18 protein-coding genes are annotated in these 23,950 nt (G+C 70.2%); 10 read left to right on the top strand and 8 right to left on the bottom strand.

From position 1 onward, the window contains the following. The first annotated feature begins 154 nt into the window (after nt 1-154). Nucleotides 155-1,564, top strand: a complete 1,410-nt coding sequence (locus tag AB0F88_RS12215; protein ID WP_362681207.1) for a sugar porter family MFS transporter — start codon at nt 155-157, stop codon at nt 1,562-1,564. A 120-nt stretch (nt 1,565-1,684) separates the two neighbouring features. After that, the gene (gene mug, locus AB0F88_RS12210) at nt 1,685-2,179 is read left to right on the top strand and encodes a G/U mismatch-specific DNA glycosylase (protein ID WP_362682472.1); all 495 of its coding nucleotides are present in this window, start codon (nt 1,685-1,687) and stop codon (nt 2,177-2,179) included. 139 nt (nt 2,180-2,318) lie between these two features. On the opposite strand, the gene AB0F88_RS12205 is transcribed toward mug, so the two are convergent. Together AB0F88_RS12205 and AB0F88_RS12200 are read right to left on the bottom strand one after the other, a co-directional pair. Then, nucleotides 2,319-2,909 (bottom strand): DUF1707 domain-containing protein, encoded by a 591-nt coding sequence (locus AB0F88_RS12205; RefSeq protein ID WP_362681204.1) that lies wholly within the window; start codon nt 2,907-2,909, stop codon nt 2,319-2,321. A gap of 7 nt (nt 2,910-2,916) precedes the next feature. Continuing rightward, nucleotides 2,917-3,699 carry a PadR family transcriptional regulator gene (locus AB0F88_RS12200; RefSeq protein WP_362681201.1) on the bottom strand — a complete coding sequence of 261 codons (783 nt, stop codon included), beginning with the start codon at nt 3,697-3,699 and terminating at the stop codon, nt 2,917-2,919. Between the two features lie 1,007 nt (nt 3,700-4,706). Between AB0F88_RS12200 and AB0F88_RS12195 the strand changes: the two genes are divergently transcribed. The 6 genes from AB0F88_RS12195 to AB0F88_RS12170 all read left to right on the top strand — a co-directional run bounded on the left by AB0F88_RS12195 (nt 4,707) and on the right by AB0F88_RS12170 (nt 13,500). Further along, on the top strand, nt 4,707-5,432 hold the full coding sequence (locus tag AB0F88_RS12195; protein WP_362681198.1) for a metal-dependent hydrolase: 726 nt from the start codon (nt 4,707-4,709) through the stop codon (nt 5,430-5,432). 190 nt (nt 5,433-5,622) lie between these two features. Continuing rightward, on the top strand, nt 5,623-8,394 hold the full coding sequence (gene acnA / locus AB0F88_RS12190) for an aconitate hydratase AcnA (protein WP_362681195.1): 2,772 nt from the start codon (nt 5,623-5,625) through the stop codon (nt 8,392-8,394). 544 nt (nt 8,395-8,938) lie between these two features. Further along, nucleotides 8,939-10,054 carry a substrate-binding domain-containing protein gene (locus AB0F88_RS12185; protein ID WP_362681192.1) on the top strand — a complete coding sequence of 372 codons (1,116 nt, stop codon included), beginning with the start codon at nt 8,939-8,941 and terminating at the stop codon, nt 10,052-10,054. A gap of 193 nt (nt 10,055-10,247) precedes the next feature. Continuing rightward, nucleotides 10,248-11,012, top strand: a complete 765-nt coding sequence (locus tag AB0F88_RS12180; RefSeq protein ID WP_362681189.1) for an ATP-binding cassette domain-containing protein — start codon at nt 10,248-10,250, stop codon at nt 11,010-11,012. Then, the gene (locus AB0F88_RS12175) at nt 11,009-12,256 is read left to right on the top strand and encodes an ABC transporter permease (protein WP_362681186.1); all 1,248 of its coding nucleotides are present in this window, start codon (nt 11,009-11,011) and stop codon (nt 12,254-12,256) included. The genes AB0F88_RS12180 and AB0F88_RS12175 overlap by 4 nt, the downstream gene beginning before the upstream one ends. A 35-nt stretch (nt 12,257-12,291) precedes the next feature. Then, nucleotides 12,292-13,500, top strand: coding sequence for an ROK family transcriptional regulator (locus tag AB0F88_RS12170; protein ID WP_362681183.1), 1,209 nt, complete (start codon nt 12,292-12,294; stop codon nt 13,498-13,500). Between the two features lie 198 nt (nt 13,501-13,698). Here the strand turns inward: AB0F88_RS12170 and AB0F88_RS12165 are convergent, their stop codons facing one another. The 3 genes from AB0F88_RS12165 to AB0F88_RS12155 form a co-directional block, all read right to left on the bottom strand. Continuing rightward, nucleotides 13,699-14,088, bottom strand: coding sequence for a hypothetical protein (locus AB0F88_RS12165; protein ID WP_362681180.1), 390 nt, complete (start codon nt 14,086-14,088; stop codon nt 13,699-13,701). Nucleotides 14,089-14,377: 289 nt separating this feature from the next. Then, nucleotides 14,378-15,160 (bottom strand): neutral zinc metallopeptidase, encoded by a 783-nt coding sequence (locus AB0F88_RS12160; RefSeq protein ID WP_362681177.1) that lies wholly within the window; start codon nt 15,158-15,160, stop codon nt 14,378-14,380. A 142-nt stretch (nt 15,161-15,302) separates the two neighbouring features. Then, on the bottom strand, nt 15,303-16,166 hold the full coding sequence (locus tag AB0F88_RS12155; protein WP_362681174.1) for a neutral zinc metallopeptidase: 864 nt from the start codon (nt 16,164-16,166) through the stop codon (nt 15,303-15,305). A gap of 182 nt (nt 16,167-16,348) precedes the next feature. On the opposite strand from AB0F88_RS12155, the gene dxs reads away from it, so the two are divergent. Continuing rightward, on the top strand, nt 16,349-18,268 hold the full coding sequence (gene dxs, locus AB0F88_RS12150) for a 1-deoxy-D-xylulose-5-phosphate synthase (RefSeq protein ID WP_362681171.1): 1,920 nt from the start codon (nt 16,349-16,351) through the stop codon (nt 18,266-18,268). Here dxs and AB0F88_RS12145 read toward each other — a convergent pair. Beyond that, complete coding sequence (locus tag AB0F88_RS12145) at nt 18,213-18,875, bottom strand: VTT domain-containing protein (RefSeq protein WP_362681168.1); 663 nt, start codon at nt 18,873-18,875, stop codon at nt 18,213-18,215. The genes dxs and AB0F88_RS12145 overlap by 56 nt on opposite strands. A gap of 161 nt (nt 18,876-19,036) precedes the next feature. Here AB0F88_RS12145 and AB0F88_RS12140 point away from each other — a divergent pair, with 161 nt between their 5' ends. Next, entirely contained in the window at nt 19,037-20,497 is a 1,461-nt protein-coding gene (locus AB0F88_RS12140; protein WP_362681165.1) for an amino acid permease, read from the top strand. Between the two features lie 55 nt (nt 20,498-20,552). On the opposite strand, the gene AB0F88_RS12135 is transcribed toward AB0F88_RS12140, so the two are convergent. Together AB0F88_RS12135 and AB0F88_RS12130 are read right to left on the bottom strand one after the other, a co-directional pair. Continuing rightward, the gene (locus AB0F88_RS12135) at nt 20,553-22,664 is read right to left on the bottom strand and encodes a 3-hydroxyacyl-CoA dehydrogenase NAD-binding domain-containing protein (protein ID WP_362681162.1); all 2,112 of its coding nucleotides are present in this window, start codon (nt 22,662-22,664) and stop codon (nt 20,553-20,555) included. Further along, nucleotides 22,661-23,860: a thiolase family protein gene (locus AB0F88_RS12130; RefSeq protein ID WP_362681159.1), complete on the bottom strand. Its 1,200-nt coding sequence runs from the start codon at nt 23,858-23,860 to the stop codon at nt 22,661-22,663. The genes AB0F88_RS12135 and AB0F88_RS12130 overlap by 4 nt, the downstream gene beginning before the upstream one ends. Nucleotides 23,861-23,950 lie beyond the last annotated feature (90 nt).

Genomic DNA, 23,950 nt, shown 5'->3' with positions numbered 1-23,950 from the left:
GGCGGGAGCGGGGTGTGGGAACGGCACAGGAGGGAACGGCGCAGGTGGGACACGGTGCGAGTGGGAACGGTGCCGGTGGGGACGGCCGCCATGGGGCCGTCCCCGAAAGTCCGGGATCCATGTCTCATACTTCCTCTTGGGGGAAAGAACCCTCATGGCCAGCACTGCCCCCACGGGCACCTCCGGTGACAACATCGGGCACGTCGTCTTCATCACCGCGGCGGCGGCGATCGGCGGCTTCCTCTTCGGGTACGACAGCGCCGTCATCAACGGCGCCGTCACCGGGATCGAGAAGAACTTCGACGTCGGCCCGGTCCAGACCGGCTTCGTCGTGGCGATCGCGCTGCTGGGCTCGGCGCTGGGCGCCTGGATCGCCGGAGGGCTGGCCGACCACTGGGGACGCACCAGGGCGATGCAGGTGGCCGCGATCCTGTTCGCGGTCAGTTCCATCGGCCAGGCCCTGCCCTTCGCGCTCTGGGACCTGGCTCTTTGGAGGGTGCTCGCCGGTGTGGGCATCGGCATGGCCTCGGTGATCGGCCCCGCCTACATCGCGGAGGTCGCGCCGCCCGCCTACCGGGGACGCCTGGGGTCCTTCCAGCAGCTCGCGATCGTGCTGGGCATCGCGGTCTCCCAGCTGGTCAACTACGCGATCGCGGAGCGGGCCGGGGGCGACGTCAACAACGAGCTGCTCGGGCTGCAGGCCTGGCAGTGGATGCTCGGCGCCTGCCTGGTACCCGCCCTGCTCTATCTGGTCTTCGCGACGGTCATCCCCGAGTCGCCGCGCTTCCTCATCGCGGTCGGGAAAACGGACGCGGCGCGCAAGGTGCTGTCGGAGGTCGAGGGCGAGGGGACCGATCTGGACGCCCGGCTGGCGGAGATCGAGACCTCGGTGCGCGGCGAGCGCCGGCCCCGCCTGCGGGACCTGCGCGGTTCCCGGTTCGGGCTGATGCCGATCGTCTGGATCGGCATCCTGCTCTCCGTCTTCCAGCAGTTCGTCGGCATCAACGTGATCTTCTACTACTCGGCGTCGCTGTGGCAGTCGGTCGGCATCAACCAGTCGGACTCGCTGCTCATCAGCTTCTCCACCTCGATCATCAACCTCGTCGGCACGTTCATCGCCATCGCGCTGGTCGACAGGATCGGCCGCAGGCCGCTGCTGCTGATCGGCTCCGCGGGCATGACGGCCGCGCTCGCCGTGGCCGCGTGGGCCTTCAGCGCGGGTGTCCCGAGTGGCGAGGCGGTCAAGCTGCCCGAGGCCCAGGGCACGGTCGCCCTGATCGCCGCGCACGTCTTCGTGCTGTTCTTCGCGCTGTCGTGGGGTGTGATCGTCTGGGTGCTGCTGGGGGAGATGTTCCCCAACCGCGTCAGGGCCGCCGCGCTCTCGGTGGCCGCCGCCGCCCAGTGGGTGGCCAACTGGCTGATCACCGTCTCGTTCCCGTCGCTGAGCGAGTGGAACCTGGCCGGGGCCTACGTGGGGTACGCCGCCTTCGCCGCGCTCTCCTTCGTCTTCGTGCTGTTCAAGGTACGGGAGACCAAGGGGCGAAAGCTCGAGGAGATGGGTTAGGTTCGCCTCGTGCCGTCCAGGAGACAGGAAAGTGCCCCGCGCGCGAGGCGGGCGACCTCCGGAGCGCGGGCCCAGGCGCGGCCGAGCCGCGCCGAGCTCGAGGCGTCCGGGGAGAGGACGATCGAGGACGTGCTCGGGCCCTCGCTGGACGTGCTGTTCTGCGGGATCAACCCCGGCCTGTACTCCGCGGCCACCGGCCACCACTTCGCCCGCCCCGGCAACCGCTTCTGGCCCGCGCTGCACCGCTCGGGCTTCACCCCCCGGCTGCTCTCGCCCGCCGAGCAGGACCTGCTTCCCTCGTACGGGCTGGGCATCACCAACGTGGTGCGACGGCCCACCGCGCAGGCGGCGGAACTGTCCGCCGAGGAGTTCCGCGCGGGCGGGGAGCGCCTGGCGGGGCTGGTCGCCGAGATCCGCCCGAGGGTGCTGGCGGTGGCGGGGGTGACCGCCTACCGGCAGGCGTTCGGCGTGCCCAAGGCCGTGATCGGGCCGCAGGAGAGCGAGATCGGCGGCGCGGCGGTGTGGGTGCTGCCCAACCCGAGCGGCCTGAACGCGCACTGGACGCTGGACGGGATCGCGGGGGAGATGCGCAGGCTCCGGGAGTCTCTCGCCTGACCGGCCGGTGCGGGCGTCCCCCGCGAGCCGGTTCGGGCGAGCGGGCCAGCACGTCGCCCGCTCGCCCGAACCCCTCAGAGGCCCCTCAGAGGCCCCTCAGAGGCCGGTCAGAGGCCGGCACGGGCCGGTCGGAGCGGGGTCAGGACGCGGTCGGGGGGCCGAGCCCGCGGGAGCGCGTCCTGGAGCGCCCCCGCCCGCGGTGGAGCATGCCCAGCACCCCCATCACCAGCCAGGCGAGGAAGACGAACTTGAGCACCCCGAACCCGCCGATCGACACCCCGGCCACCAGCACCAGGATCATCAGGGGGAAGAACGGCGGCCCGCCACGGTGACCCCTGGGGCGGCGGCTCCAGCCCGGGTGGCGGCCCCCGGGACGGTGGTGGCCCCAGGGGTGCGCGTGCGCGCGGTGCCGGTGGCCAGGCCCCCACGGCCCACCCGGTCCCCACGGCCCTCCGCCCGGCCCCCACGGCCCTTTCCCCGGACCCCAGGGGGCCCCCGCGCCCCAGGGACCCCAGGTGTCCTCGGACTCCTCCGCCCGGGGGTCGCCCGGGCCGGGCAGATCCGCGCTCACCCGGGCCAGCTCGCCACCGGTCCGCGCGGCCAGGGTCAGTTCGAGGCGCTCGTCGAGCTCCTCACGGGTCAGGCGTCCCTGCACGTAGTGCTCGCGCAGGGACTCCATCGCCACGTCACGCTCGGCGTCTCCGATACGGAGGTCGTCTCGGGGGGTCATGGTCGGGTCACTCCTCGCCGGTGTCGCCGTCGGCCAAGATCTGGTAGAGCTTGCGGCGCGTCTCGACCAGGGTCTGCTTGGCCTGCCGGATCTGCGCGTCGCTGCCGGTCTGCAGGATCTGGAGCATGGCGAACCCCGACTGGCGGGTGATGTCCATCAGCTCCCAGGTGCCGTCGTCGACGTCGGGCGTCATCTCCTCCCACGGAGCGCGCACCTCGTCGGAGTGCTCGGCCACGTAGGCGCGTCCGGCGTCGGTGAGGCTGAAGGTCTTGCGGCCCTCGTTCTCCTCGGCCAGGACCAGGCCCTCGTCGGTGAGCTGCTGCAGAGCCGGGTAGACCGCTCCCGGGCTGGGCTTCCAGCCGCCCTCGCTGCGCCGCTCGATCTCCTGGATGATCTGGTAGCCGTTGCGCGAGGACTCGGTGAGCAGGGCGAGGATCGCCGCGCGGACGTCGCCGCGCTTGGCCTTGCGCCCCCTCCCGAACGGCGGGCCGCCGAACGGGCCCCCGCCGAACGGGCCTCTGCCCCCCCTGCCGCCCCGGCCCATGTCCCAGGGGAACCCGCCGAAGGGGAAGGGGCCGCGGTGGCCGCGGTGCCGGTGCTCGCGAGGCCCGCCCTCGTGGTGCTCGTGGTGCGTGTGGTGTGGCGCGCGGGGACCGTGCTCCGGGCCGCCCTCGTGCCACCCGGCGGCCATCTGCCGCCATGCCTCCCTGGCCGCGCGCTTCATCTCGCGCCTGATCTCGTGGGAGCCGAATCCGGCCCAGGGGGCGCCCATCGCGTTGGACGATGTCATGTCGTACCTCCATGCAGCGATCGTCTTTTGACCGCTCTCGATGCTTCAAAGATATATCGAGAACATTCTGACGGCAACCTCATGTCAGGAAATGGGGCTTGTGTGCGATCTGAGGTGTTTGATCGTTGGTGGGATGAGATGCTCTCCGGCCCGCCTGCCCGGCACGGCTCGCCTTTCTGGTCCGGACGCCTGCCGGTCCGGTCCACCGATCCACCGATCCACCGGTCCGCCGATCCACCGGTCCGCCGGGCCGCCGGGCCGCCGGTCCGCCGGTCCGCCGGGCCGCCGGTCCGCCGGGCCGGGGGTCGGCCGGGTCCGGGCCGGACTCGCCGGGCGGGCGGCCCCGCAGCCGCTCCCGGAGCCTCGATTCGCCGTCCTGCGCGCCTTTTTCGGCGGCCGTCGCCGAGAGTGAAAGATCGTCACTCTACGTAGAAGTGAGGCAGATCACGTAATTCTTGCCGGATTCTGGAACAAGTACTGAGACCTGCACGTTACAAAGGACGTAGACGGGATTCGTTCCGCGCCGGAAGGGCTGGGGGGTGCTTTCGGCGCGGAACGGTCCCGTCTGTCGTTTCTCCACGTTTTCGCACGTCCCTTCTTGATCGCGACCCTCCCGGGTTGATCGCGACCCTCCCGGATTCGCGTCCGGGCCTTCCGGTGAAGACCCCCGGAGGGTTCCCCGCTCCAGGTCCGCCCCGCGAGGGCGATCACTCCGCCGAGACGCTTCCCGGCCGCCGTCCCAGGCACCATTCGCCCGTTCCATCCGTTCCCCGTTCGTAGGAAGATTCGGATGGCAGGCACCTCTCGTGAAGGGACGGGGAGATCGAAGCGGACCATCGTCGCCCTCGGGCGACCCTGGAGTCGGCCGGAAACGATCAACACGCGCGCGCCAGGGCCATCTCGCCCGCGCGACACGCCGATGGCGTGAAATGGCACGGTCCTCCATCTGGAGGAGGCTTTGACGTACAGTCTCCCGAGGTGATCTTGATGGGGGTTTTTGACCGATGATGGGGCATACGCATGCGCTGACGGGTGCGATCGCCTGGCTGGGGGTGGCGCCCGCGCTGGCCGCGCTGCCCCTCCTGACCGAGACGTCCAGGTTCATCGAGACCGGCGTCATGGTCAACGCGCTCAACCCGGCCGAGTTCGTCGCCGGAGCCATCATCTGCGCCGGTGCCGCGATGCTGCCCGACCTCGACCATCCGAGCGCGACGATCGCGCAGACGTTCGGGCCGGTCACCTGGGGGTTGAGCAAGGCGGTCTCGTGGCTCGCCGGAGGCCACCGCAACGCCACCCACTCGCTGGTGTTCTCGATAGCCGCGGGCTTCGGCGCGCACTACCTGGCCAACACCTATCCGATCGGCCGCGACATCCTGGTGATCCTGCTCATCGGCCTGGCGCTGCGGGCGATCGGCATCGGCATCCCGGGCAAGAAGTTCGCCTCGGCGATGCTCAACGTCGGCATGACGGCCGGGCTGTTCGTGGTGTTCCGCAGCGACAACGTGGAGTACGCCTGGCTGGGTCTCGCGGTGGCGATCGGGTGCCTCACCCACGTCGTGGGCGACTGCTGCACCGAGAAGGGCTGTCCGGTGCTCTGGCCGATGCGGCAGAAGTGGCTGCTGCCGTGGAAGATCGGCATCAAGACGGGCCGGGCCTTCGAGCAGAAGTTTCTCGCCCCGGTACTTTCCGTCGTCGTTCTCGGGCTGCTGTACCTCCGCCTCGCCCCGCAGTGATCATACTGGGGAGTAATTTGATGTCGAGATACCCGGAGGGATATCTTGATATCGAGACATCCGCTGCAACCTGTGAGTGACCTGGAAGTTAGGCAGACCTAACAGTCCGGGGCGCTCGGGCGGTGCGGCAGGATTCAATCGCGCCCTATGTGCCGGCGCGCCAGACATCAGGTGATGAGGGAGGCGAACCGTGTCCGCGAACAGCTTCGGCAGCCGTGACACGCTCCGCGTCGGTGACGCGGAGTACGAGATCTACCGGCTGGACGCCGTGGAGGGGTCGGGACGTCTCCCGTACAGCCTGAAGATCCTTCTGGAGAACCTGCTCCGCACGGAGGACGGCGCGAACATCACCGCCGACCACATCCGCGCGATCGGCCAGTGGGACCCCAAGGCCGCCCCGAACGTGGAGATCCAGTTCACGCCGGCCCGTGTGATCATGCAGGACTTCACCGGCGTCCCGTGCGTCGTCGACCTGGCCACCATGCGCGAGGCCGTCCGCGACCTCGGCGGCGACCCCGCCAGGATCAACCCGCTCGCCCCGGCCGAGATGGTCATCGACCACTCGGTCATCGTCGACTTCTTCGGCGGCGCCGACTCCTTCCAGCGCAACGTCGACCGGGAGTACGAGCGCAACCGCGAGCGCTACCAGTTCCTGCGCTGGGGCCAGACCGCCTTCGACGAGTTCAAGGTCGTCCCGCCGGGCACCGGCATCGTGCACCAGGTCAACATCGAGCACCTGGCCCGCGTCGTGATGGTCCGCGACGGGAAGGCGTACCCGGACACCTGCGTCGGCACCGACTCCCACACCACCATGGAGAACGGCATCGGCGTCCTGGGCTGGGGCGTCGGCGGCATCGAGGCCGAGGCCGCGATGCTCGGCCAGCCGATCTCCATGCTCATCCCGCGGGTGGTCGGTTTCAAGCTGACCGGCAAGCTCCCCGCCGGGGCCACCGCCACCGACCTGGTGCTCACGATCACCGAGATGCTCCGCAAGCACGGCGTCGTCGGCAAGTTCGTGGAGTTCTACGGCGACGGCGTCTCCAGCGTGCCGCTGGCCAACCGGGCCACGATCGGCAACATGAGCCCCGAGTTCGGCTCGACCTGCGCGATCTTCCCGATCGACGGCCAGACGACCGAGTACCTCACGCTGACCGGCCGCCCCGCCGAGCAGGTCGCCCTGGTCGAGGCCTACGCCAAGGCTCAGGGCATGTGGCTCGACCCCGAGGCCGAGGAGCCGGTCTTCTCCGAGTACATCGAGCTGGACCTGTCCACGGTCGTCCCGTCGATCGCCGGCCCCAAGCGGCCCCAGGACCGCATCGCGCTGTCGGACGCCAAGAGCGCCTGGCGCGCGGCCGTCAAGGACTACGTGTCGAGCGAGCAGGGCCCGCTCGACGAGGCGTCCGGCGAGTCGTTCCCGGCCTCCGACTCCCCTGCGGTCTCCCACGACGACAACGGCGACAAGCCGCACCCGGCCGGCCTCAACGGCGAGCGCCCGCACAAGGTCGTGCGGGTCACGCTGGCCGACGGCACCGACTTCGAGATCGACCACGGCGTGGTCACCATCGCCGCGATCACCAGCTGCACCAACACCTCCAACCCGTACGTCATGATGGGCGCCGCGCTGCTCGCCAGGAACGCGGTCGAGAAGGGCCTGACCCGCAAGCCGTGGGTCAAGACCTCGCTCGCCCCCGGCTCGCAGGTGGTCACCGGCTACTTCGAGCGCTCCGGCCTGCAGCCGTACCTCGACAAGATCGGCTTCAACCTGGTCGGCTACGGCTGCACCACCTGCATCGGCAACTCGGGCCCGCTGCAGGAGGAGATCTCCGCCGCCATCCAGGAGAACGACCTCGCGGTCACCGCGGTGCTGTCGGGCAACCGCAACTTCGAGGGCCGGATCAACCCCGACGTCAAGATGAACTACCTGGCCTCGCCGCCGCTGGTCGTCGCCTACGCCCTCGCGGGCACCATGGACCTCGACCTGAACAACGAGCCGCTGGGGACGGGCTCGGACGGCGAGCCGGTGTTCCTCGCCGACATCTGGCCGGCGCCCGAGGAGATCGCGGCGGTCGTCGCCTCCTCGATCGACCAGGAGATGTTCCTGCACGACTACGCCGACGTGTTCAAGGGCGACGAGACCTGGCGCTCGCTGCCGATCCCGACCGGCAACACCTTCGAGTGGGACCCGGACTCGACCTACGTCCGCAAGGCCCCCTACTTCGAGGGCATGCCGCCGGAGCCGCAGCCGGTGACCGACATCTCCGGTGCCCGGGTGCTCGCGAAGCTGGGCGACTCGGTCACCACCGACCACATCTCCCCGGCGGGTGCCATCAAGGTCGGCACCCCCGCCGCCGACTACCTGAAGGAGAACGGCGTCGGGGTCAAGGACTTCAACTCCTACGGCTCGCGCCGGGGCAACCACGAGGTCATGATCCGCGGCACCTTCGCCAACATCCGGCTGAGGAACCTGCTGCTCGACGGCGTGGAGGGCGGCTACACCCGCGACTTCACCCTTGACGGCGGGCCGCAGTCCTTCATCTACGACGCCTCGGCCAACTACCAGGCCGCGGGCATCCCGCTCGTGGTGCTGGCCGGCAAGGAGTACGGCTCGGGCTCCTCTCGCGACTGGGCGGCCAAGGGCACCGCGCTGCTCGGCGTGCGCGCCGTCATCGCCGAGTCCTACGAGCGCATCCACCGCTCCAACCTCATCGGCATGGGCGTGCTGCCGCTGCAGTTCCCCGAGGGCGAGACGGCGCGGTCGCTCGGCCTGACCGGCGAGGAGACCTTCGACGTCGTCGGCGTCGAGGCCCTCAACGAGGGCGGCGTCCCGCAGACCGTGACGGTCAGGGCCGACGGCAAGGAGTTCCAGGCGGTCGTGCGCATCGACACCCCCGGAGAGGCCGACTACTACCGGCACGGGGGCATCATGCAGTACGTCCTGCGCTCCCTGCTCGCCAAGAGCTGAGCAGGGGGGCGGGGCCGCACGTAAGCCCCGCCCGCATGGGGGTACACCCCCAGACGAGAACCGCCCGGCGAGACACCATCCCGCCGGGCGGTTCCGTGCTTTCCGGAGACTTTCGCGCGTCCCGGTGTCCCGGAGAGTCCCGAGGATTTCCGGGGGCGGCGCCGGGCAAGGGGCAGGGGGCGGGCGGGGAGAACGCCGCACCGCGGGCGGGGAGAACGCCGCACCGCGGGCGGGGACGGTCGGGGAGAACGCCGCACCGCGCCGGGAAAAGGGCAGATCAGAGCCGCGATCTCGGTGACCGCGAGGGCATCGGGAGGGTAAAGGGCCGTCCGGACCCGGGACGGTTAAGGGCGCGTTTCTGGATTGTTACCGGCCACAACAAACTTTACCTATGGAGGGTCTGGCGCTCCAGGCCAACGGCGGAATACGTTGCCGCAAACAACATTCAACGGAACGGTGAGCCGAGATCCGGCACAGCCGTACCCGCGAATTCGGCATGCCGCACGTCCGTACCCCCCAATTTCGAAGAAAGGACCCGTGCACCATGCGCAAGGGGATCCTCAGCCTTACCGCCGCCGCCGCGGCGATGACCCTCGGCCTCACCGCTTGCGGGAGCGACAGCCCCGAGACCAGCGCCTCGAGCGGTGCCGCCCCCACGGAGAGCGCGGCGGCCGCGGGCAAGGTCGGCGTCATCCTTCCCGACAGCAAGTCCTCCGCCCGCTGGGAGACCGCGGACCGCAAGTATCTGGAGGAGGCCTTCAAGGCCGCGGGTGTCGCCTACGACATCCAGAACGCCCAGGGTGACAAGACCCAGTTCCAGACCATCGCCGACCAGATGATCACCAACGGGGCCACGGTCCTGATGATCGTCAACCTCGACAGCGGCACCGGCAAGGCCGTGCTCGACAAGGCCAAGGCGCAGGGCGTGGCCACCATCGACTACGACCGCCTCACCCTCAACGGCGGTGCCCAGTACTACGTCAGCTTCGACAACACCAAGGTCGGCACCCTGCAGGGTGAGGGCCTGGTGAAGTGCCTGACCGACAAGAAGGCCGAGAAGCCGATCGTCGCCGAGCTCAACGGCTCGCCGACCGACAACAACGCCACGCTGTTCAAGAACGGCTACGACGGCGTGCTCAAGGCCAAGTACGACTCCGGCGACTACGTCAAGGGCCCGGACCAGTCCGTCCCCGAATGGGACAACACCCAGGCGGGCACGATCTTCGAGCAGATGCTCACCGAGCAGCCGAAGATCGCCGGTGTTCTGGCCGCCAACGACGGTCTCGGCAACGCCGCCATCTCGGTCCTGAAGAAGAACAACCTGAACGGCAAGGTCCCGGTCACCGGCCAGGACGCCACCGTGCAGGGCCTGCAGAACATCCTCGCCGGCGACCAGTGCATGACGGTCTACAAGGCGATCAAGAAGGAGGCCGACGCGGCCGCCGCGCTCGCCATCGGCCTGGCCAAGGGCGAGAAGCCCGCGGCGACCGGGACGGTCAAGGACACCGAGAGCGGCGCCGACGTGCCCTCCGTCCTCCTCGACCCGCAGCCGATCTTCTTCGACAGCGTCAAGGACGTCGTCGCCGACGGCTTCGTGACCAAGGACGAGCTGTGCACCGGCGAGTTCGCCGCCAAGTGCACCGAGGCCGGAATCCAGTAAGGCGCGGAGGGGGCGGCCGGCCGTTCCCCCCGGCCGGCCACCCCCTCGCGCTCGATCGCGGCACACCTCACCCTGTGACGCCGGGAGACGCGGCAGGTGGGCGTCTCCCGGCGTCACAGGGCGGGACGCCGCCCGCAGGCGTCCGAGCCGCGCGAGCTTCGCCGCGCGAAATGAACACAGGGAGCACAACCCCATGACCCCCGCACTGGAACTCCGCGGGATCGACAAGAGTTTCGGTCCCGTACAGGTCCTGCACGACGTCTCCCTCTCCGCGTACGCCGGAGAGGTGACCGCGCTGGTCGGCGACAACGGCGCAGGCAAGTCCACCCTCGTCAAGTGCGTCGGAGGCATCCACGCGATCGACTCCGGCGAGTACTTCTTCGACGGCAAGCCCGTCCAGATCGGCAGCCCGCGCGACGCGGCCGACCTGGGCATCGAGATCGTCTACCAGGACCTCGCGCTCTGCGACAACCTCGACATCGTCCAGAACATGTTCCTCGGCCGCGAGCACAAGCGCGGCATCGTCCTCGACGAGGACACGATGGAGGAGATGGCGGCCAGGACACTGGAGAGCCTGTCGGTCAGGACCGTCAAGTCCATCCGCCAGCTCGTCGCCAGCCTCTCCGGTGGCCAGCGCCAGACGGTGGCCATCGCCAAGGCCGTGCTGTGGAACAGCAAGGTCGTCATCCTCGACGAGCCGACCGCCGCCCTCGGCGTCGCCCAGACGGCGCAGGTACTGGAACTGGTCCGGCGCCTGGCCGACCAGGGTCTGGCCGTCGTCCTGATCTCGCACAACATGAACGACGTCTTCGCGGTGTCCGACCGGATCGCCACCCTCTACCTCGGCCGGATGGCGGCCCAGGTCAAGACCTCGGACGTCACCCACGCGCAGGTCGTCGAACTGATCACCTCCGGCCGCAGCGGGGACCTCGGCCTCACCAACGGAGTCACCGTATGACCGCCACGATTTCGCCGAAGACCGTACACGAGGCACCCTCGATCAGGACCAACGTCCGCGGCTACGCCGAGAGGGTACGCGGCGGCGACATGGGCGCGCTGCCCGCGGTGTTCGGCCTCGTGGTGCTCTGCGCGATCTTCGCCATCCTGCGTCCCTCCTTCCTGACCGCGGGGAACTTCGCCAACCTGTTCACCCAGGGCGCCGCGGTCACCGTGATCGCCATGGGCCTGGTCTTCGTGCTGCTCCTCGGTGAGATCGACCTGTCGGCGGGCTTCGCCAGCGGCGTCTGCGCCGCGGTGCTCGCGATCATGCTCAGCAGCCAGGGGCTGCCCTGGTACGTGGCCGTGGGCGCGGCGATCCTCACCGGCGTGGTGATCGGCACCGCGATCGGCTCCATCGTCGCGAAACTCGGCATCCCGTCGTTCGTGGTGACGCTCGCGGCCTTCCTCGCCTTCCAGGGCCTGGTCCTGCTGCTCGTCAAGGGCGGCACCATCATCGCCATCCGCGACGAGACCATCCTGTCGATCGCCAACAAGAACCTCCCGCCCACGCTGGGCTGGATCCTGCTGGTCGTGGGCGTCGCCGCCTACGCCGGCCTCCAGCTGCTGCGTGCCCGCAAGCGCGCCTCCCGCGGCCTCACCTCCGACCCGATCTCGCTGATCGCCGTCAGGGTCGGCGCCCTCGCGCTGCTCGGCGGCCTCGCCGTCTACTTCCTCAACATCGAGCGCAGCCGCAACGTCGCCGTCGTCTCCCTGGCGGGCGTGCCGCTGGTGGTGCCCATCATCGTGGTGCTGCTGCTGATCCTGACGTTCGTGCTCCGCCGCACGGCGTACGGGCGCCACCTGTACGCGGTCGGCGGCAACGCCGAGGCCGCGCGCCGGGCGGGCATCAACGTCGACCGGATGAAGATCAGCGCCTTCGTGATCTGTTCCTCCATGGCCGCGGTCGGCGGCATCATCGCCGCCTCACGGGCCAGCTCGGTCGACCCCAACACCGGCGGCAGCAACGTGCTGCTCTACGCGGTCGGCGCCGCCGTCATCGGCGGCACCAGCCTGTTCGGCGGCAAGGGCCGGGTGCTGGACGCCATCCTCGGCGGCGCCGTGGTCGCGGTCATCGAGAACGGCATGGGCCTGATGGGCTACAGCTCCGGAGTGAAGTTCATGGTGACCGGATCGGTCCTGTTGCTGGCCGCCATGGTGGACGCGCTGTCCCGCAAGCGGGCGGCCGCCACTGGTCTAAGGTGATCAGCGAATCCGATTCACCGAAGGAACATCACGTCATGCGGGCAGGCCCCTCCCAGGAGGAGATCAGGCGTCACAACCTTGGGGCCCTGCTCCGGCACGTCCATCTGAGCGGCCCCACCTCGCGTGCGGAACTCACCAACCGGATGGGCCTCAACCGCAGCACCATCATGGCGCTGACCGCCGACCTGACCGCCGCGGGGCTGGTCAGGGAGGAGCTCCCCAGGGAGACGGGCAGGGCCGGGCGCCCGTCCCTGGTGGTCCGCCCGGAGTCGGCGCGAGTCTACGTGTTCGCCCTCGACGTGGGCGTCGACCGGCTGGTCGCCGCCCGCGTCGGCCTGGGCGGCACCATCCTCGACCGCCGCGAGACGGTACGGCGGCGCGGAGACTTCTCCCTGGAGGAGATCGTCGGCCCGCTCGCCGCCTTCGCCCGGCAGATGCACCGCAGGACCCGGCCCGACACGGTGTGCGTCGGGGTGGCGGCGGCCTTCTCCGGGGGAGTGGGACGCGGCGACGGGGTCGTCAGGTTCGGGCCCAACATGGTCACCGTGGACGACGTGCCGTTCGCCGACGAGATGACCCGGCGGCTGGCCTTCGGCCTGCCGGTCACCGTCGGCAACGACGCCAACCTCGCCGCCCTCGCCGAGCAGACCCGCGGCGTCGGCGTCGGCTGCCGCGACCTCGTCTACCTCCACGGCGACGTCGGCATCGGCGGGGGAGTGATCGTCAACGGCCAGTTGCTCGGCGGTCACCTGGGCTTCGGCGGCGAGGTCGGACACATGATCGTCAACCCTGACAAGGGACGGCTCTGCGGGTGCGGCTCGCACGGCTGCCTGGAGGCGGAGGTCGGGGAGCGCGCCCTCTTGGAGGCCGCGGGCCGCTTCGGCTCCCGGGTCGGCAGGGACGCCGTCCGCGCGGCGGTCGACGCCGCCGACCGGGGAGACGTCGTCGCGCAGGCGGCCCTGAGCCGCGTCGGCGACTGGCTCGGCCTGGGCGTCTCCAACCTCGTCAATTTGTTCAACCCCGAGATGGTCGTCTTCGGGGGCACGCTCAGGGAGATCTACCTCGGTTCCGCCGCGCAGGTCCGCAGCCGCCTCGCCCTCGACGCCCTGCCCCCGTGCCGCGAGCAACTGCGTCTGCGCACCTCGGCCCTCGGCGACGACGCCACTCTCGTCGGCGCCGCCGAGCTGGCCTTCTCCCAGGTCCTCGCCGACCCTCTCGAGGTCCTCGCCCGCGCGGGCTCCTGATCCTCCCGCGCCGATCGGCGGCGGTGAGGGGCGTTCTGATGTGCGGTGACTCGCGGTCCGTGGCCGATCCGGCTTCTCGGGCGATCGGCGCGCCGTGCTGTTCTGTGTGTGCCGCGGTGTTCTGTGGTGTTCTGTGGCGATCCGCGGGATGTCGTACCGCCGGCACCCGGAGGCGTGGGTGCCGGCAGTGGTGCGTGGTTACTTCACGAGACCGGCGACCAGGTTGCGCAGCTCGATGTGACCGGCCTTGAGCTCGGCGACGTCACCCTCGACGCGCTTCATGGAGAGCTCCAGGTTGCCGACGGAGCGCTTGACCACGGAGAGCTCCTCGCGGAGTTCGGCGTGCCCGGTTCGCATCTCGGCGCGAAGCTCGTCCTGCCCGGCCCGGAGTTTGTCCATGTCCGTCCGGAATCCAGACATCTCCGTGCGGAATCCAGACACCTCCGTGCGGAGCTCGGACACCTCCGTTCGCAGGTCGGTCAGGACCTCGACGATCCCGGTGTCGATCATCTTGCTCTCCTCGTTCGCCAGGCGGAGCTTGGCGACGTCCGTTTCCAGGACGCGCAGGCGAATGTCTGCGGTGTTCATGTCTGTCTTTCTCCTTGCCGTCGACCAGCGGGGGACCGGGCCTGGTTCCGTGGCGAGGAGGGCGCACACGGGGAGGGTCGTTCAGGCGGCGTCGCCAGGTTACTGAACGTCATGGCTGCGTCGCCACTCGTGGTCGCGTTTTCGGGGGAGATCGTCCGGGCCGGGTGGGCATGGAGATGAGGTCCGCACCCCGTGGAGGAAAAGCCTTACACCGAGTGGGAAAGAACGACCACCCGTCGCGTGTCCGTGGGACGGCGGCGGGTGGTCGCGGAGATCAGGGGATCGGGGGTCAGGTGACCCTGGACTTGGGAGCGGAGAAGGTGTTGCAGGCGCCGGGGGACTCCTGCTGGAAGCCGCGGGTCACCCAGTAGGCGATGCTCTTGGTCGTACCGTGGCTGGCCGTGCTGTAGGCGGCGTTCAGGACGTACCTGAAGTCCGACTCACGACGGCCGAGGGAACGCCAGATGCTGCCGATGAAGGCGCCGCTCAGGCACTCGGCCTGGAGCTCGACCTTGCGCAGCTCGGGCAGGTACTGCTTGTCGTTCTTGTACTTCCGCTTGAACACCGTGGGCAGGATCCCGGAGAGCTGCTGGACGTGGTGACCGTACTCGTGGGCCAGGGTCTGCAGCAGGAACAGCTCGGTCGCCTGGGAGAGGATCCCCTTGTCGAGGTAGAAGGTGATCTTCTTGTTCAGCGAGCAGTAGACCGCCTGGGCGCCCTTGGGGAACTTGCCGCAGCCGGTCTGGACGCCGATGCGCGTGGTGATCACGAACTTGGGCTTGGAGAACGGCAGCTTCGTCTTGGAGAACTGGTACTCCCAGCCCTCGTTGAGACAGTCCAGAGCGAAGCTGAGATAGGTCTCGGCGGTCTCCAGGTCGTCGTTGTAGACCGGCTGCTCCGGACAGGCATCCGGTTCGAGCCTGCCCGTCTTGTAGATCGGGTTGGCGGTCAGGGCGGTTTTGCCCGTGGGCACCGGCGCGAGCTCGCCGGTGCTGACCGCGGCGCCCGCCGTACCGGCGAGGAGGGTGCTCACGAGCACGCCGGAGAGCAGTGCGATAAGGGGGATGCGCATGATCATCAACCTTAGGGGAGGTTAAAGAGGGGGTAAAGCGGATATGCGGCCACGCTTGGAAAGCGCGGCCGCATATCGCGGTTTCGCATCGGAAGTCAGGCGGCGTGAGGCGTGCCGGAGGTCGGGCGACGGGTCGGGAGGCTCAGGCGACCCGGCCGGTCGGGGCCGTCCAGGTGTTGCAGCCGGACGGGGAGCCCGCGTTGAAGCCGCGCTCCATCCAGTAGGCCTGGCTGCGGCCCTTGCCGTGGTCGTTCTTGGGCCAGTTCTTGTGCCCGTTGGCGCTGACCCAGCTGACCATCGCCTCCCACTGCGCCTCCTCGAGCGGCAGGTCGTCGGCGGCCTGGCGCAGGAAGGCGGAGGCCAGGCAGTCGGCCTGCAGTTCGAGGCGGCGGGAGAAGGCCAGCTTGGTGGACGCGGAGGCGCGCCAGATGCTGTTGCTGTAGTAGTTGACGATGCCCGCGAGGTGCTGCACGTGGTGGCCGTACTCGTGGGCGATGAACTGGGCGTGGTTGGCCACGAAGGCGTTCTTCAGGACGTCCCGCGTGACACCGATGTAGATGGTGCGGTTGCTGGAGCAGTACATTCCCCCGGCGCTGGTGGGCCACCGGCCGCAGGGGGTGGACACCTTGACGGTGGAGAAACGCAGCTTCGGGTGGGAGAAGGGCAGGTTGGTCTTCCTGAACTGGGTCTTCCAGGCAAGGTTCAGGCAGCGGATGAGCTTGGTGACGAAGGTCCGGTAGGAGGCCGCGCTCCCCGCGCGGATCTGTCCGGCCTGGCAGCGCATGGTGGGCAGGGTGCCGGTGCGGTAAAGGGGACTGGCCGTCGCGGCGGCCCGGCCGCGCGGGGGTGCCTGCTTCCCGGCGGAGGCGGCAGGGGCGGCGAGGGCTGCGGAGCCCGGGGAGGTGGTCGTACCCGACGTCGTCCCGGTGACCGGCGCGACCTGCTGCGAGGCGGAGGGCGCGATGGTCCGCGAGGCGGACGCGCTGGCTGGGCTCAGGCCCGTCACCAGGGCAAACGTCAACGAGGCGGCAACAAGAGATGATAGTTGCCTATAGGGGAGAGTTTTCATGGTGGGGCAAAGGTTATTGCAAGTGTGGATAAAACGTGCAGAATCGCCGCTCCCGGGGGTTGCGTCCTTCATCGCAACTAGACTCGTCGTGACGTTGACTGGACAGAGAGGATGATTCCGTGAGCGAGCGGACCGGGCAGCCTGGAAATCTTCTGGAGTCGGTCAAGGGGCCAGGAGACCTCAAGCGCTTGGCGGTGGACGAGCTACCGGTCCTCGCCGCCGAGATCAGGGAGCTCCTGATCTCCTCCACCGCCCGCAGCGGCGGCCACCTCGGCCCCAACCTCGGCGTCGTCGAGCTGACGATCGCGATGCACCGGGTCTTCGACTCGCCACGCGACCCCATCCTGTGGGACACCGGCCACCAGGCCTACGTCCACAAGATGCTCACCGGCCGGGCCGGGCAGTTCGACACGCTCCGCCAGGAGGGCGGCCTGTCGGGCTACCCGAGCCAGACCGAGTCCGAGCACGACATCATCGAGAACTCCCACGCCTCGACCGCGCTGTCGTACGCCGACGGCCTGGCCAAGGCGTACAGGCTGCGCGGCGAGGCCGGCCGCACGGTCGTCGCGGTGATCGGGGACGGGGCGCTCACCGGCGGCATGGCCTGGGAGGCGCTCAACAACATCGCGGCGCGCAAGGACCTGCCGCTGATCATCGTGGTCAACGACAACGGCCGCTCCTACTCGCCGACCATCGGCGGGCTCGCCTCCCACCTGGCCTCCCTGCGCACGAACCAGCGCTACGAGGACGTGCTCGACTTCGTCAAGGGCAACCTGACCAAGGTCCCGGTGGTCGGCGCCCCCGTCTACGACGCCCTGCACGGCGTCAAGAAGGGCCTCAAGGACGTCCTGGCCCCGCAGGTCATGTTCGAGGACCTCGGCCTGAAGTACATCGGGCTGGTCGACGGCCACGACGAGCAGGCCGTGGAGTCCGCGCTGCGCAGGGCCCGCGACTTCCGCCGCCCGGTCATCGTGCACGTGCTCACCAAGAAGGGCTTCGGCTACTCCCCGGCGGAGAACCACGACGAGGACTGCTTCCACTCGCCGGGCGTCTTCGACCCGCTGACCGGTGAGGAGAAGCCGAAGCCGCACGGCTGGACCAACGTCTTCGGCCAGGAGATGGTGCGCCTGGGCGCCGAGCGGCGCGACATCGTGGCGATCACCGCCGCGATGCTCGGCCCCACCGGCCTGATCCCGTTCTCCGAGGCCTACCCCGACCGCCTCTACGACGTCGGCATCGCCGAGCAGCACGCCCTGACCAGCGCCGCCGGTCTGGCGCTCGGCGGCCTGCACCCGGTGGTGGCCGTCTACGCCACCTTCCTCAACCGCGCCTTCGACCAGCTCCTGATGGACGTCGCCCTGCACCGGCTCCCCGTCACGGTCGTGCTCGACCGGGCGGGCGTCACCGGCGACGACGGCGCCAGCCACAACGGCATGTGGGACCTGTCGATCCTGCAGGTCGTCCCCGGCCTGTCGGTGGCCGTCCCCCGCGACGAGCCTCGCCTGCGCGAGCTGCTGGCCGAGGCCGTGGAGATCGACGACGGCCCGACCGTCCTGCGCTACCCCAAGGGAGCGGTGACCGCCGAGATCGAGGCGGTCGGCCGTCTCGGCGAGATGGACGTGCTGCGCGCGGGCGATCCCGACGTGCTGCTCGTGGCCGTGGGACCGATGGCCGGGCTGTGCCTGGAGGCCGCCGACCTGCTCGACGCCCAGGGCATCTCCGCCACGGTGGTGGACCCGCGCTGGGTCAAGCCCCTGGACGAGGCCCTGGTGCCGGCCGCCCGCGCCCACAAGCTGGTCGTGGTGGTCGAGGACAACGGCCGGGTGGGCGCGGTCGGCGACGCGGTGGCCCGCATGCTGCGCGACGCCGACGTGGACGTCCCGATCCGCACCTACGGCATCCCGCAGCGCTTCCTCGACCACGCCAAGCGCCCGAAGATCCTCGGCGAGATCGGCCTGACCTCGCAGGACATCGCCCGCCAGATCACCGAGGCGATCGCGAAGCGCTCCCCGGCCCTGGAGAACCACCCGACCCGCTGACGGCGTCGCCCGTGCCCGCCCTCTCCCGGGGCGGGCGGGCGCGGTGGTTGATCACGAGAAGGCCCGCGACCACGACGGCCACGCACGTGAGGATCGGTACCAGCAGGTGCTGGTTCTGGCGCAGGGCCTCGCCCGCCAGGGCGCCCAGCGACAGGTAGACGCTCACCCAGGCCGCGCCGCCCGCCAGGGCCCAGCGGATGAGGCGCGGGTACGGCACGCTCGACGCCCCGGCGGCGATCGGGGTGAGCGAGCCGACGACAGGCAGGAAGAAGGCCGCCGCCAGCGCCGGGCCGCTTCCCGCGCCCGTCGCCGTGGCCAGCCGTTCGGCCCGCGACCAGCGCCGCTCGCCGATCCGGCGCCCGGCCCCGCCGTGGCGCAGCCGCGACCCGTACCGGCGGCCGACGAGCCAGCCGCCGGTCGCGTACAGGACGCACCCGGCGCACCCGGCGAGCGCCACCACCGCGACGCCCCGGGGATCCGCCAGCGTCGCCCCCGCCGCGAGGATCGCCGCGACAGCGGGGATCAGCGATCCGGCGAACGCCAGCACCGCGAGGAGTACCGAACCGACCAGGTAAGGAGACGACGACTGCAGCATGTCCAGGAGCATGACCCCAGGATCGCGGCCGTGGGCGGCGGGCGGCATCGGGGACCTCCCCCTAAACAACCCCGAGTTCACCGTTCCCTCGAACAACCCAGGAGTTCTCCGTTCGGCGGCCCGTCCGTTGGGCATGTGATCTGAAACACACTGCCGACGGTCGAGGAGGGACCATGAGTGTCTTGCGCGTCAAGTCGGTGGAGCAGTCGATCTCGGATACCGAGGCACCGGAACACCGGCTGCGCAAGGATCTCAGCGCGCTGGACCTCACAGTCTTCGGCATCGGCGTCGTCATCGGCACCGGCATCTTCGTGCTCACCGGCCGGGTCGCCAGGGAGATGGCCGGGCCCGCGGTCGCCCTGTCCTTCGTGGTCGCGGGCATCGTCTGCGCGCTGGCGGCGCTCTGCTACGCCGAGTTCGCCTCCACCGTCCCGGCGGCCGGGTCCGCCTACACCTTCGCCTTCGCCACCCTCGGCGAGTTCCCCGCCTGGATCATCGGCTGGGACCTGATGCTGGAGATGATGCTCGGCGCCGCGGTCGTCGCGGTCGGCTGGTCGGGATACCTGACCTCGCTGCTCGCGTCGCTGGGGATAACACTGCCCGGCGCGATCGCGGGGGAGGGGGCGGCGTTCAACCTGCCCGCCGCGCTGATCGTGCTGATCCTCACCGCGGTCCTGGTCGTCGGGATCAAGCTGTCGTCCCGGTTCAACCTGGTCATCGTCACGATCAAGCTCGCAGTCATCCTGCTGGTCGTCGTGGCCGGGCTGTTCTTCGTCAGGGCCGCCAACTTCTCCCCGTTCATCCCGCCGTCGAAGCCGACCCCCGCGGTGGAGGGGCTGTCCGCGCCGCTGATCCAGGTGCTGTTCGGGATCACCCCGGTCGCGTTCGGGGTGCTGGGCATCTTCAGCGCCGCGGCCATCGTGTTCTTCGCCTACATCGGCTTCGACGTGGTCGCCACCGCCGCCGAGGAGACGCGCAACCCGCAGCGGGACCTGCCCATCGGCATCCTGGCCTCGCTCGGCATCTGCACGGTGCTCTACGTCGCGGTCTCCCTCGTCGTTGTGGGCATGCAGCCCTACGGTCAGCTCAGCGAGGCGGCGCCGCTGGCCGACGCGTTCAAGGCGGTCGGCCAGACCTGGGCCGCGTCGCTGATCAGCATCGGGGCCCTGGCCGGCCTGACGACGGTCGTGATGATCCTCATGATGGGCATGTCGCGGGTGATGTTCGCCATGTGCCGCGACAACCTGCTGCCGCGCGGACTGGCCAAGGTGCACCCCAAGTACCGGACCCCGTACCTCATCACCGTCATGATGGGCCTCGTCGTCGCGGCCCTGGCCGGGCTGGTGCCGCTGTCCACCATCGCCGAGCTGGTCAACATCGGCACGCTCTTCGCGTTCGTGGTGGTCTCGATCGCGGTGATCATCCTCCGCCGCACCCGCCCCGACCTGCCGCGTTCCTTCCGCACCCCGCTGGTGCCGCTGGTGCCGGTCCTGTCGGTGCTCGCCTGCCTCTACCTGATGCTCAACCTCCCGGTGGAGACCTGGCTCAGGTTCGTGGCGTGGATGCTGCTGGGGGTCCTGATCTACTTCGGGTACGGCTACCGGCACAGCAGGCTGTCGGAGCACTCCCGGTGAACGCCGTACGGCTCCCCCGCCGCGGAAGGACGGGGGAAGCCGTACGGAGAGGACATCAGGCGGGGACCGAGGCCACGCCCGGAGGCAGGAAGCGCGGCTCGGCGATGCCCGTCCGGTCGAGGTAGGGGGTGACGCCGCCCAGGTGGAACGGCCAGCCCGCGCCGAGGATCATGCACAGGTCGATGTCCTGGGGGGCCGAGACCACGCCCTCCTGGAGCATGAGGCCGATCTCCTCGGCCAGCGCCCGCAGCGCCCGCAGCCGCACCTCCTCCGCCGTCGACGGGGAGGTGCCGCCGGTGAAGAGGGCCACCGCCTCGGGGTCCAGCGAGAAGTCCGGCGCGTAGACGCCCGGCTTGCCCGCCGCGACCAGCCGGGCGAGGTTCTCCGACACCCCGTAGCGGGCCGGGAAGGCCTCGTGCATCGTCTCGGCGACGTGCAGCGCCACGGCGGGGCCGACGAGTTGCATCAGCGCGAACGGGGTCATCGGCAGGCCGAGCCCGTCCAGCGCGTGGTCGGCGACCTCCAGCGGGGTGCCCTCGTCGACGGCGCCGATGACCTCGCCCATGAAGCGCGTCAGCAGGCGGTTGACCACGAACGCGGGCGCGTCCTTGACCAGCACCGACGACTTCTTTAGCGACCGCCCGACGGAGAAGGCCGTGGCGAGCGTCGCGTCGTCGGTCTCCGCCCCCCGCACGATCTCCAGCAGCGGCATCACCGCGACCGGGTTGAAGAAGTGGAAGCCCACCACGCGCTCGGGGTGGCGCAGCCCCGAGGCCATCTCGGTCAGCGACAGCGAGGAGGTGTTCGTGGCCAGCACGCACTCGGCGGAGACGACCTCCTCCACCTCGGCGAACACCTTCCGCTTGACCTTCATGTCCTCGAACACGGCCTCGATGACGAAGTCGGCGTCGGCGAACGCGTCCTTGGTCAGCGAGCCGGTCACCAGGGCCTTGAGCCGGTTGGCCTGGTCGGCGGACACGCGCCCCTTGCCGAGCAGCTTGTCCACCTCGGCGTGGACGTAGCCCACGCCCTTGTCCAGCCGGGCCTGGTCCAGGTCGGTCAGCACGACCGGTACCTCCAGGCGGCGGGCGAACAGCAGCGCCATCTGCGAGGCCATCAGGCCCGCGCCGACGACGCCGACCTTGGTCACCTTGCGGGCGAGCGCCTTGTCGGGGGCGCCCGCGGGCTTCTTGGCCCGCCGCTGGACCAGGTCGAAGGAGTACAGGCCGGCGCGGAGCTCGTCGCCCATGAGGAGGTCGGCCAGAGCCTGGTCCTCGGCGTCGAAGCCCTCGTCACGCGAGGCGGTGCGGGCCAGCTCGACCAGCTCCAGCGCCCGGTACGGGGCCGGGGAGGCACCGTGCAGCCTCATGTCGAGCAGGAAGCGCGCGTCGGCGACCGTCTTGGCCCAGTCGTCCCCGGTGTGGTCGGCGCGGGAGACCGTCACGTCGCCGCGCAGCACCTGGGCGGCCCAGCGCAGCGACTCCTCCAGGAAGTCGGCGGGCTCGAACATCGCGTCGGCGACACCGAGCGCGAACGCCTCCCTGCCCTTGATCATGCGGTTCTGCGAGAGCGGGTTCTCGACGATCAGCTTGACGGCCGCGGCCGGGCCGATCAGGCGGGGCAGCAGCTGGGTGCCGCCCCAGCCGGGGACCAGGCCGAGGAAGCACTCGGGCAGCGCCACGGCGGGCACGCCGGAGGAGATGGTCCGGTACGTGCAGTGCAGCGCGACCTCCAGGCCGCCGCCCATCGCCGCGCCGTTGACGAAGGCGAACGAGGGCACGTCCAGCTCGCCGAGGCGGCGGAACACGTCGTGCCCCAGCTTGCCGATCCGCAGCGCCTGCTCCCGCTCGGTGACCAGCGCGGCGCCCTTGAGGTCGGCGCCGACGGCGAAGACGAACGGCTTGCCGACGACGCCCACCGCCGCCAGGTCGCCGCGCCCGGCCACCGCGTCCAGGGCCTCGCCCAGCGAGGTCAGCCCGCCGGGGCCGAACGTCGACGGCTTGGTGTGGTCGAAACCGTTGTCCAGCGTGATCAGGGCCATGGTGCCCGCCCCGTACGGCAGCTCCACGTCCCGGACGGCCGCCCGGGTGACGACCTCGTCGGCGAAGATCTCCGCGATGTCCGCGGTGCTCGCGGTGCCCGCGCCGCCCGTCTTGGTGTCCGTCACTTCTCGCCCTCCCAGCCGAGGTTCTCCCAGATGACCGTTCCGCCCATGCCCAGGCCCACGCACATCGTGGTCACGCCGTAGCGGACGTCGGGGCGCTCGCCGAACTCGCGGGCGAGCTGCGTCATCAGGCGCACCCCGGACGAGGCCAGCGGGTGGCCGAAGGCGATGGCGCCCCCGTAGGGGTTGACCCGGGGGTCGTCGTCGGCGATGCCGAAGTGCTCCAGGAACGCCAGCACCTGCACGGCGAACGCCTCGTTGATCTCGAACAGCCCCATGTCGGAGATGGAGAGCCCGGCCAGGCGCAGCGCCCGCTCGGTGGACGGGATCGGCCCGACGCCCATCACCTCGGGGTCCACACCCGCGAAGGCGTACGAGACCAGGCGCATCTTCGGCGCCAGGCCGAGCTCCTCCGCGACGTCGGCGGCGGCCACGACGCAGCCCGTGGCGCCGTCGTTGATCCCGGAGGCGTTGCCCGCGGTGACCCGGCCGTGCGGGCGGAACGGGGTCTTCAGCCCGGCGAGGCCCTCCAGCGTGGTGCCCGGGCGGGGCGCCTCGTCGGCGGTGGCCAGCCCCCAGCCCTTCTCCGCGGACCTGATCGCCGTCGGGACCAGGTCCGGCTGGATCCTGCCGTCGGCGTACGCCTTGGCGACCTTCTCCTGGGAGGCGAGGGCGAAGGCGTCCGCGCGGTCCTTGGTGATGGAGGGGTAGCGGTCGTGGAGGTTCTCGGCGGTCATGCCCATGACGAGGGCGGAGCCGTCCACGAGCTGCTCGGCCAGGAAACGGGGGTTGGGGTCGACGCCCTCGCCCATGGGGTGGCGGCCCATGTGCTCGACGCCGCCGGCGATGGCGACGTCGTAGGCGCCGAAGGCGATGCCGCCGGCGACCGAGGTCACCGCGGTCATCGCGCCCGCGCACATGCGGTCGATCGAGTAGCCGGGCACGGTCTTGGGCAGGCCGGCCAGGATCGCGGCGGAGCGGCCCAGGGTCAGGCCCTGGTCGCCGATCTGCGTGGTGGCCGCGATGGCCACCTCGTCGACGCGCTCGGGAGGCAGATTCGGGTTACGCCGGATCAGCTCGCGGATGACGCGGATCACCAGGTCGTCGGCGCGCGTCTCGGCGTACAGGCCCTTGGGGCCCGACCTGCCGAATGGTGTGCGCACACCGTCGACGAATACGACGTCACGAGACGAAGGCACGGGGTTCGCTCCTCGTTGCTGGATGGCTTCCCCACCATGCTACTCGTCAGTAACAACGCTTGGCGCGGCCGGGCGCGCGAGAGGTGGGTA

The sequence above is a fragment of the Streptosporangium sp. NPDC023963 genome (genome assembly GCF_040639135.1).
Lineage (GTDB): Bacteria > Actinomycetota > Actinomycetes > Streptosporangiales > Streptosporangiaceae > Streptosporangium.
The sequence above is the reverse complement of the archived record's forward strand: the minus strand, read 5'-3'. Positions and strand labels throughout refer to the sequence as shown.

Coding starts and splice junctions, on each gene's coding strand:
- AB0F88_RS12215 (WP_362681207.1), top strand. CDS start 155: ATGGCCAGCACTGCCCCCACGGGCACCTCCGGTGACAACATCGGGCAC.
- AB0F88_RS12205 (WP_362681204.1), bottom strand. CDS start 2,909: ATGACCCCCCGAGACGACCTCCGTATCGGAGACGCCGAGCGTGACGTG.
- AB0F88_RS12200 (WP_362681201.1), bottom strand. CDS start 3,699: ATGACATCGTCCAACGCGATGGGCGCCCCCTGGGCCGGATTCGGCTCC.
- AB0F88_RS12195 (WP_362681198.1), top strand. CDS start 4,707: ATGGGGCATACGCATGCGCTGACGGGTGCGATCGCCTGGCTGGGGGTG.
- AB0F88_RS12185 (WP_362681192.1), top strand. CDS start 8,939: ATGCGCAAGGGGATCCTCAGCCTTACCGCCGCCGCCGCGGCGATGACC.
- AB0F88_RS12180 (WP_362681189.1), top strand. CDS start 10,248: ATGACCCCCGCACTGGAACTCCGCGGGATCGACAAGAGTTTCGGTCCC.
- AB0F88_RS12175 (WP_362681186.1), top strand. CDS start 11,009: ATGACCGCCACGATTTCGCCGAAGACCGTACACGAGGCACCCTCGATC.
- AB0F88_RS12170 (WP_362681183.1), top strand. CDS start 12,292: ATGCGGGCAGGCCCCTCCCAGGAGGAGATCAGGCGTCACAACCTTGGG.
- AB0F88_RS12165 (WP_362681180.1), bottom strand. CDS start 14,088: ATGAACACCGCAGACATTCGCCTGCGCGTCCTGGAAACGGACGTCGCC.
- AB0F88_RS12160 (WP_362681177.1), bottom strand. CDS start 15,160: ATGCGCATCCCCCTTATCGCACTGCTCTCCGGCGTGCTCGTGAGCACC.
- AB0F88_RS12145 (WP_362681168.1), bottom strand. CDS start 18,875: ATGCTCCTGGACATGCTGCAGTCGTCGTCTCCTTACCTGGTCGGTTCG.
- AB0F88_RS12140 (WP_362681165.1), top strand. CDS start 19,037: ATGAGTGTCTTGCGCGTCAAGTCGGTGGAGCAGTCGATCTCGGATACC.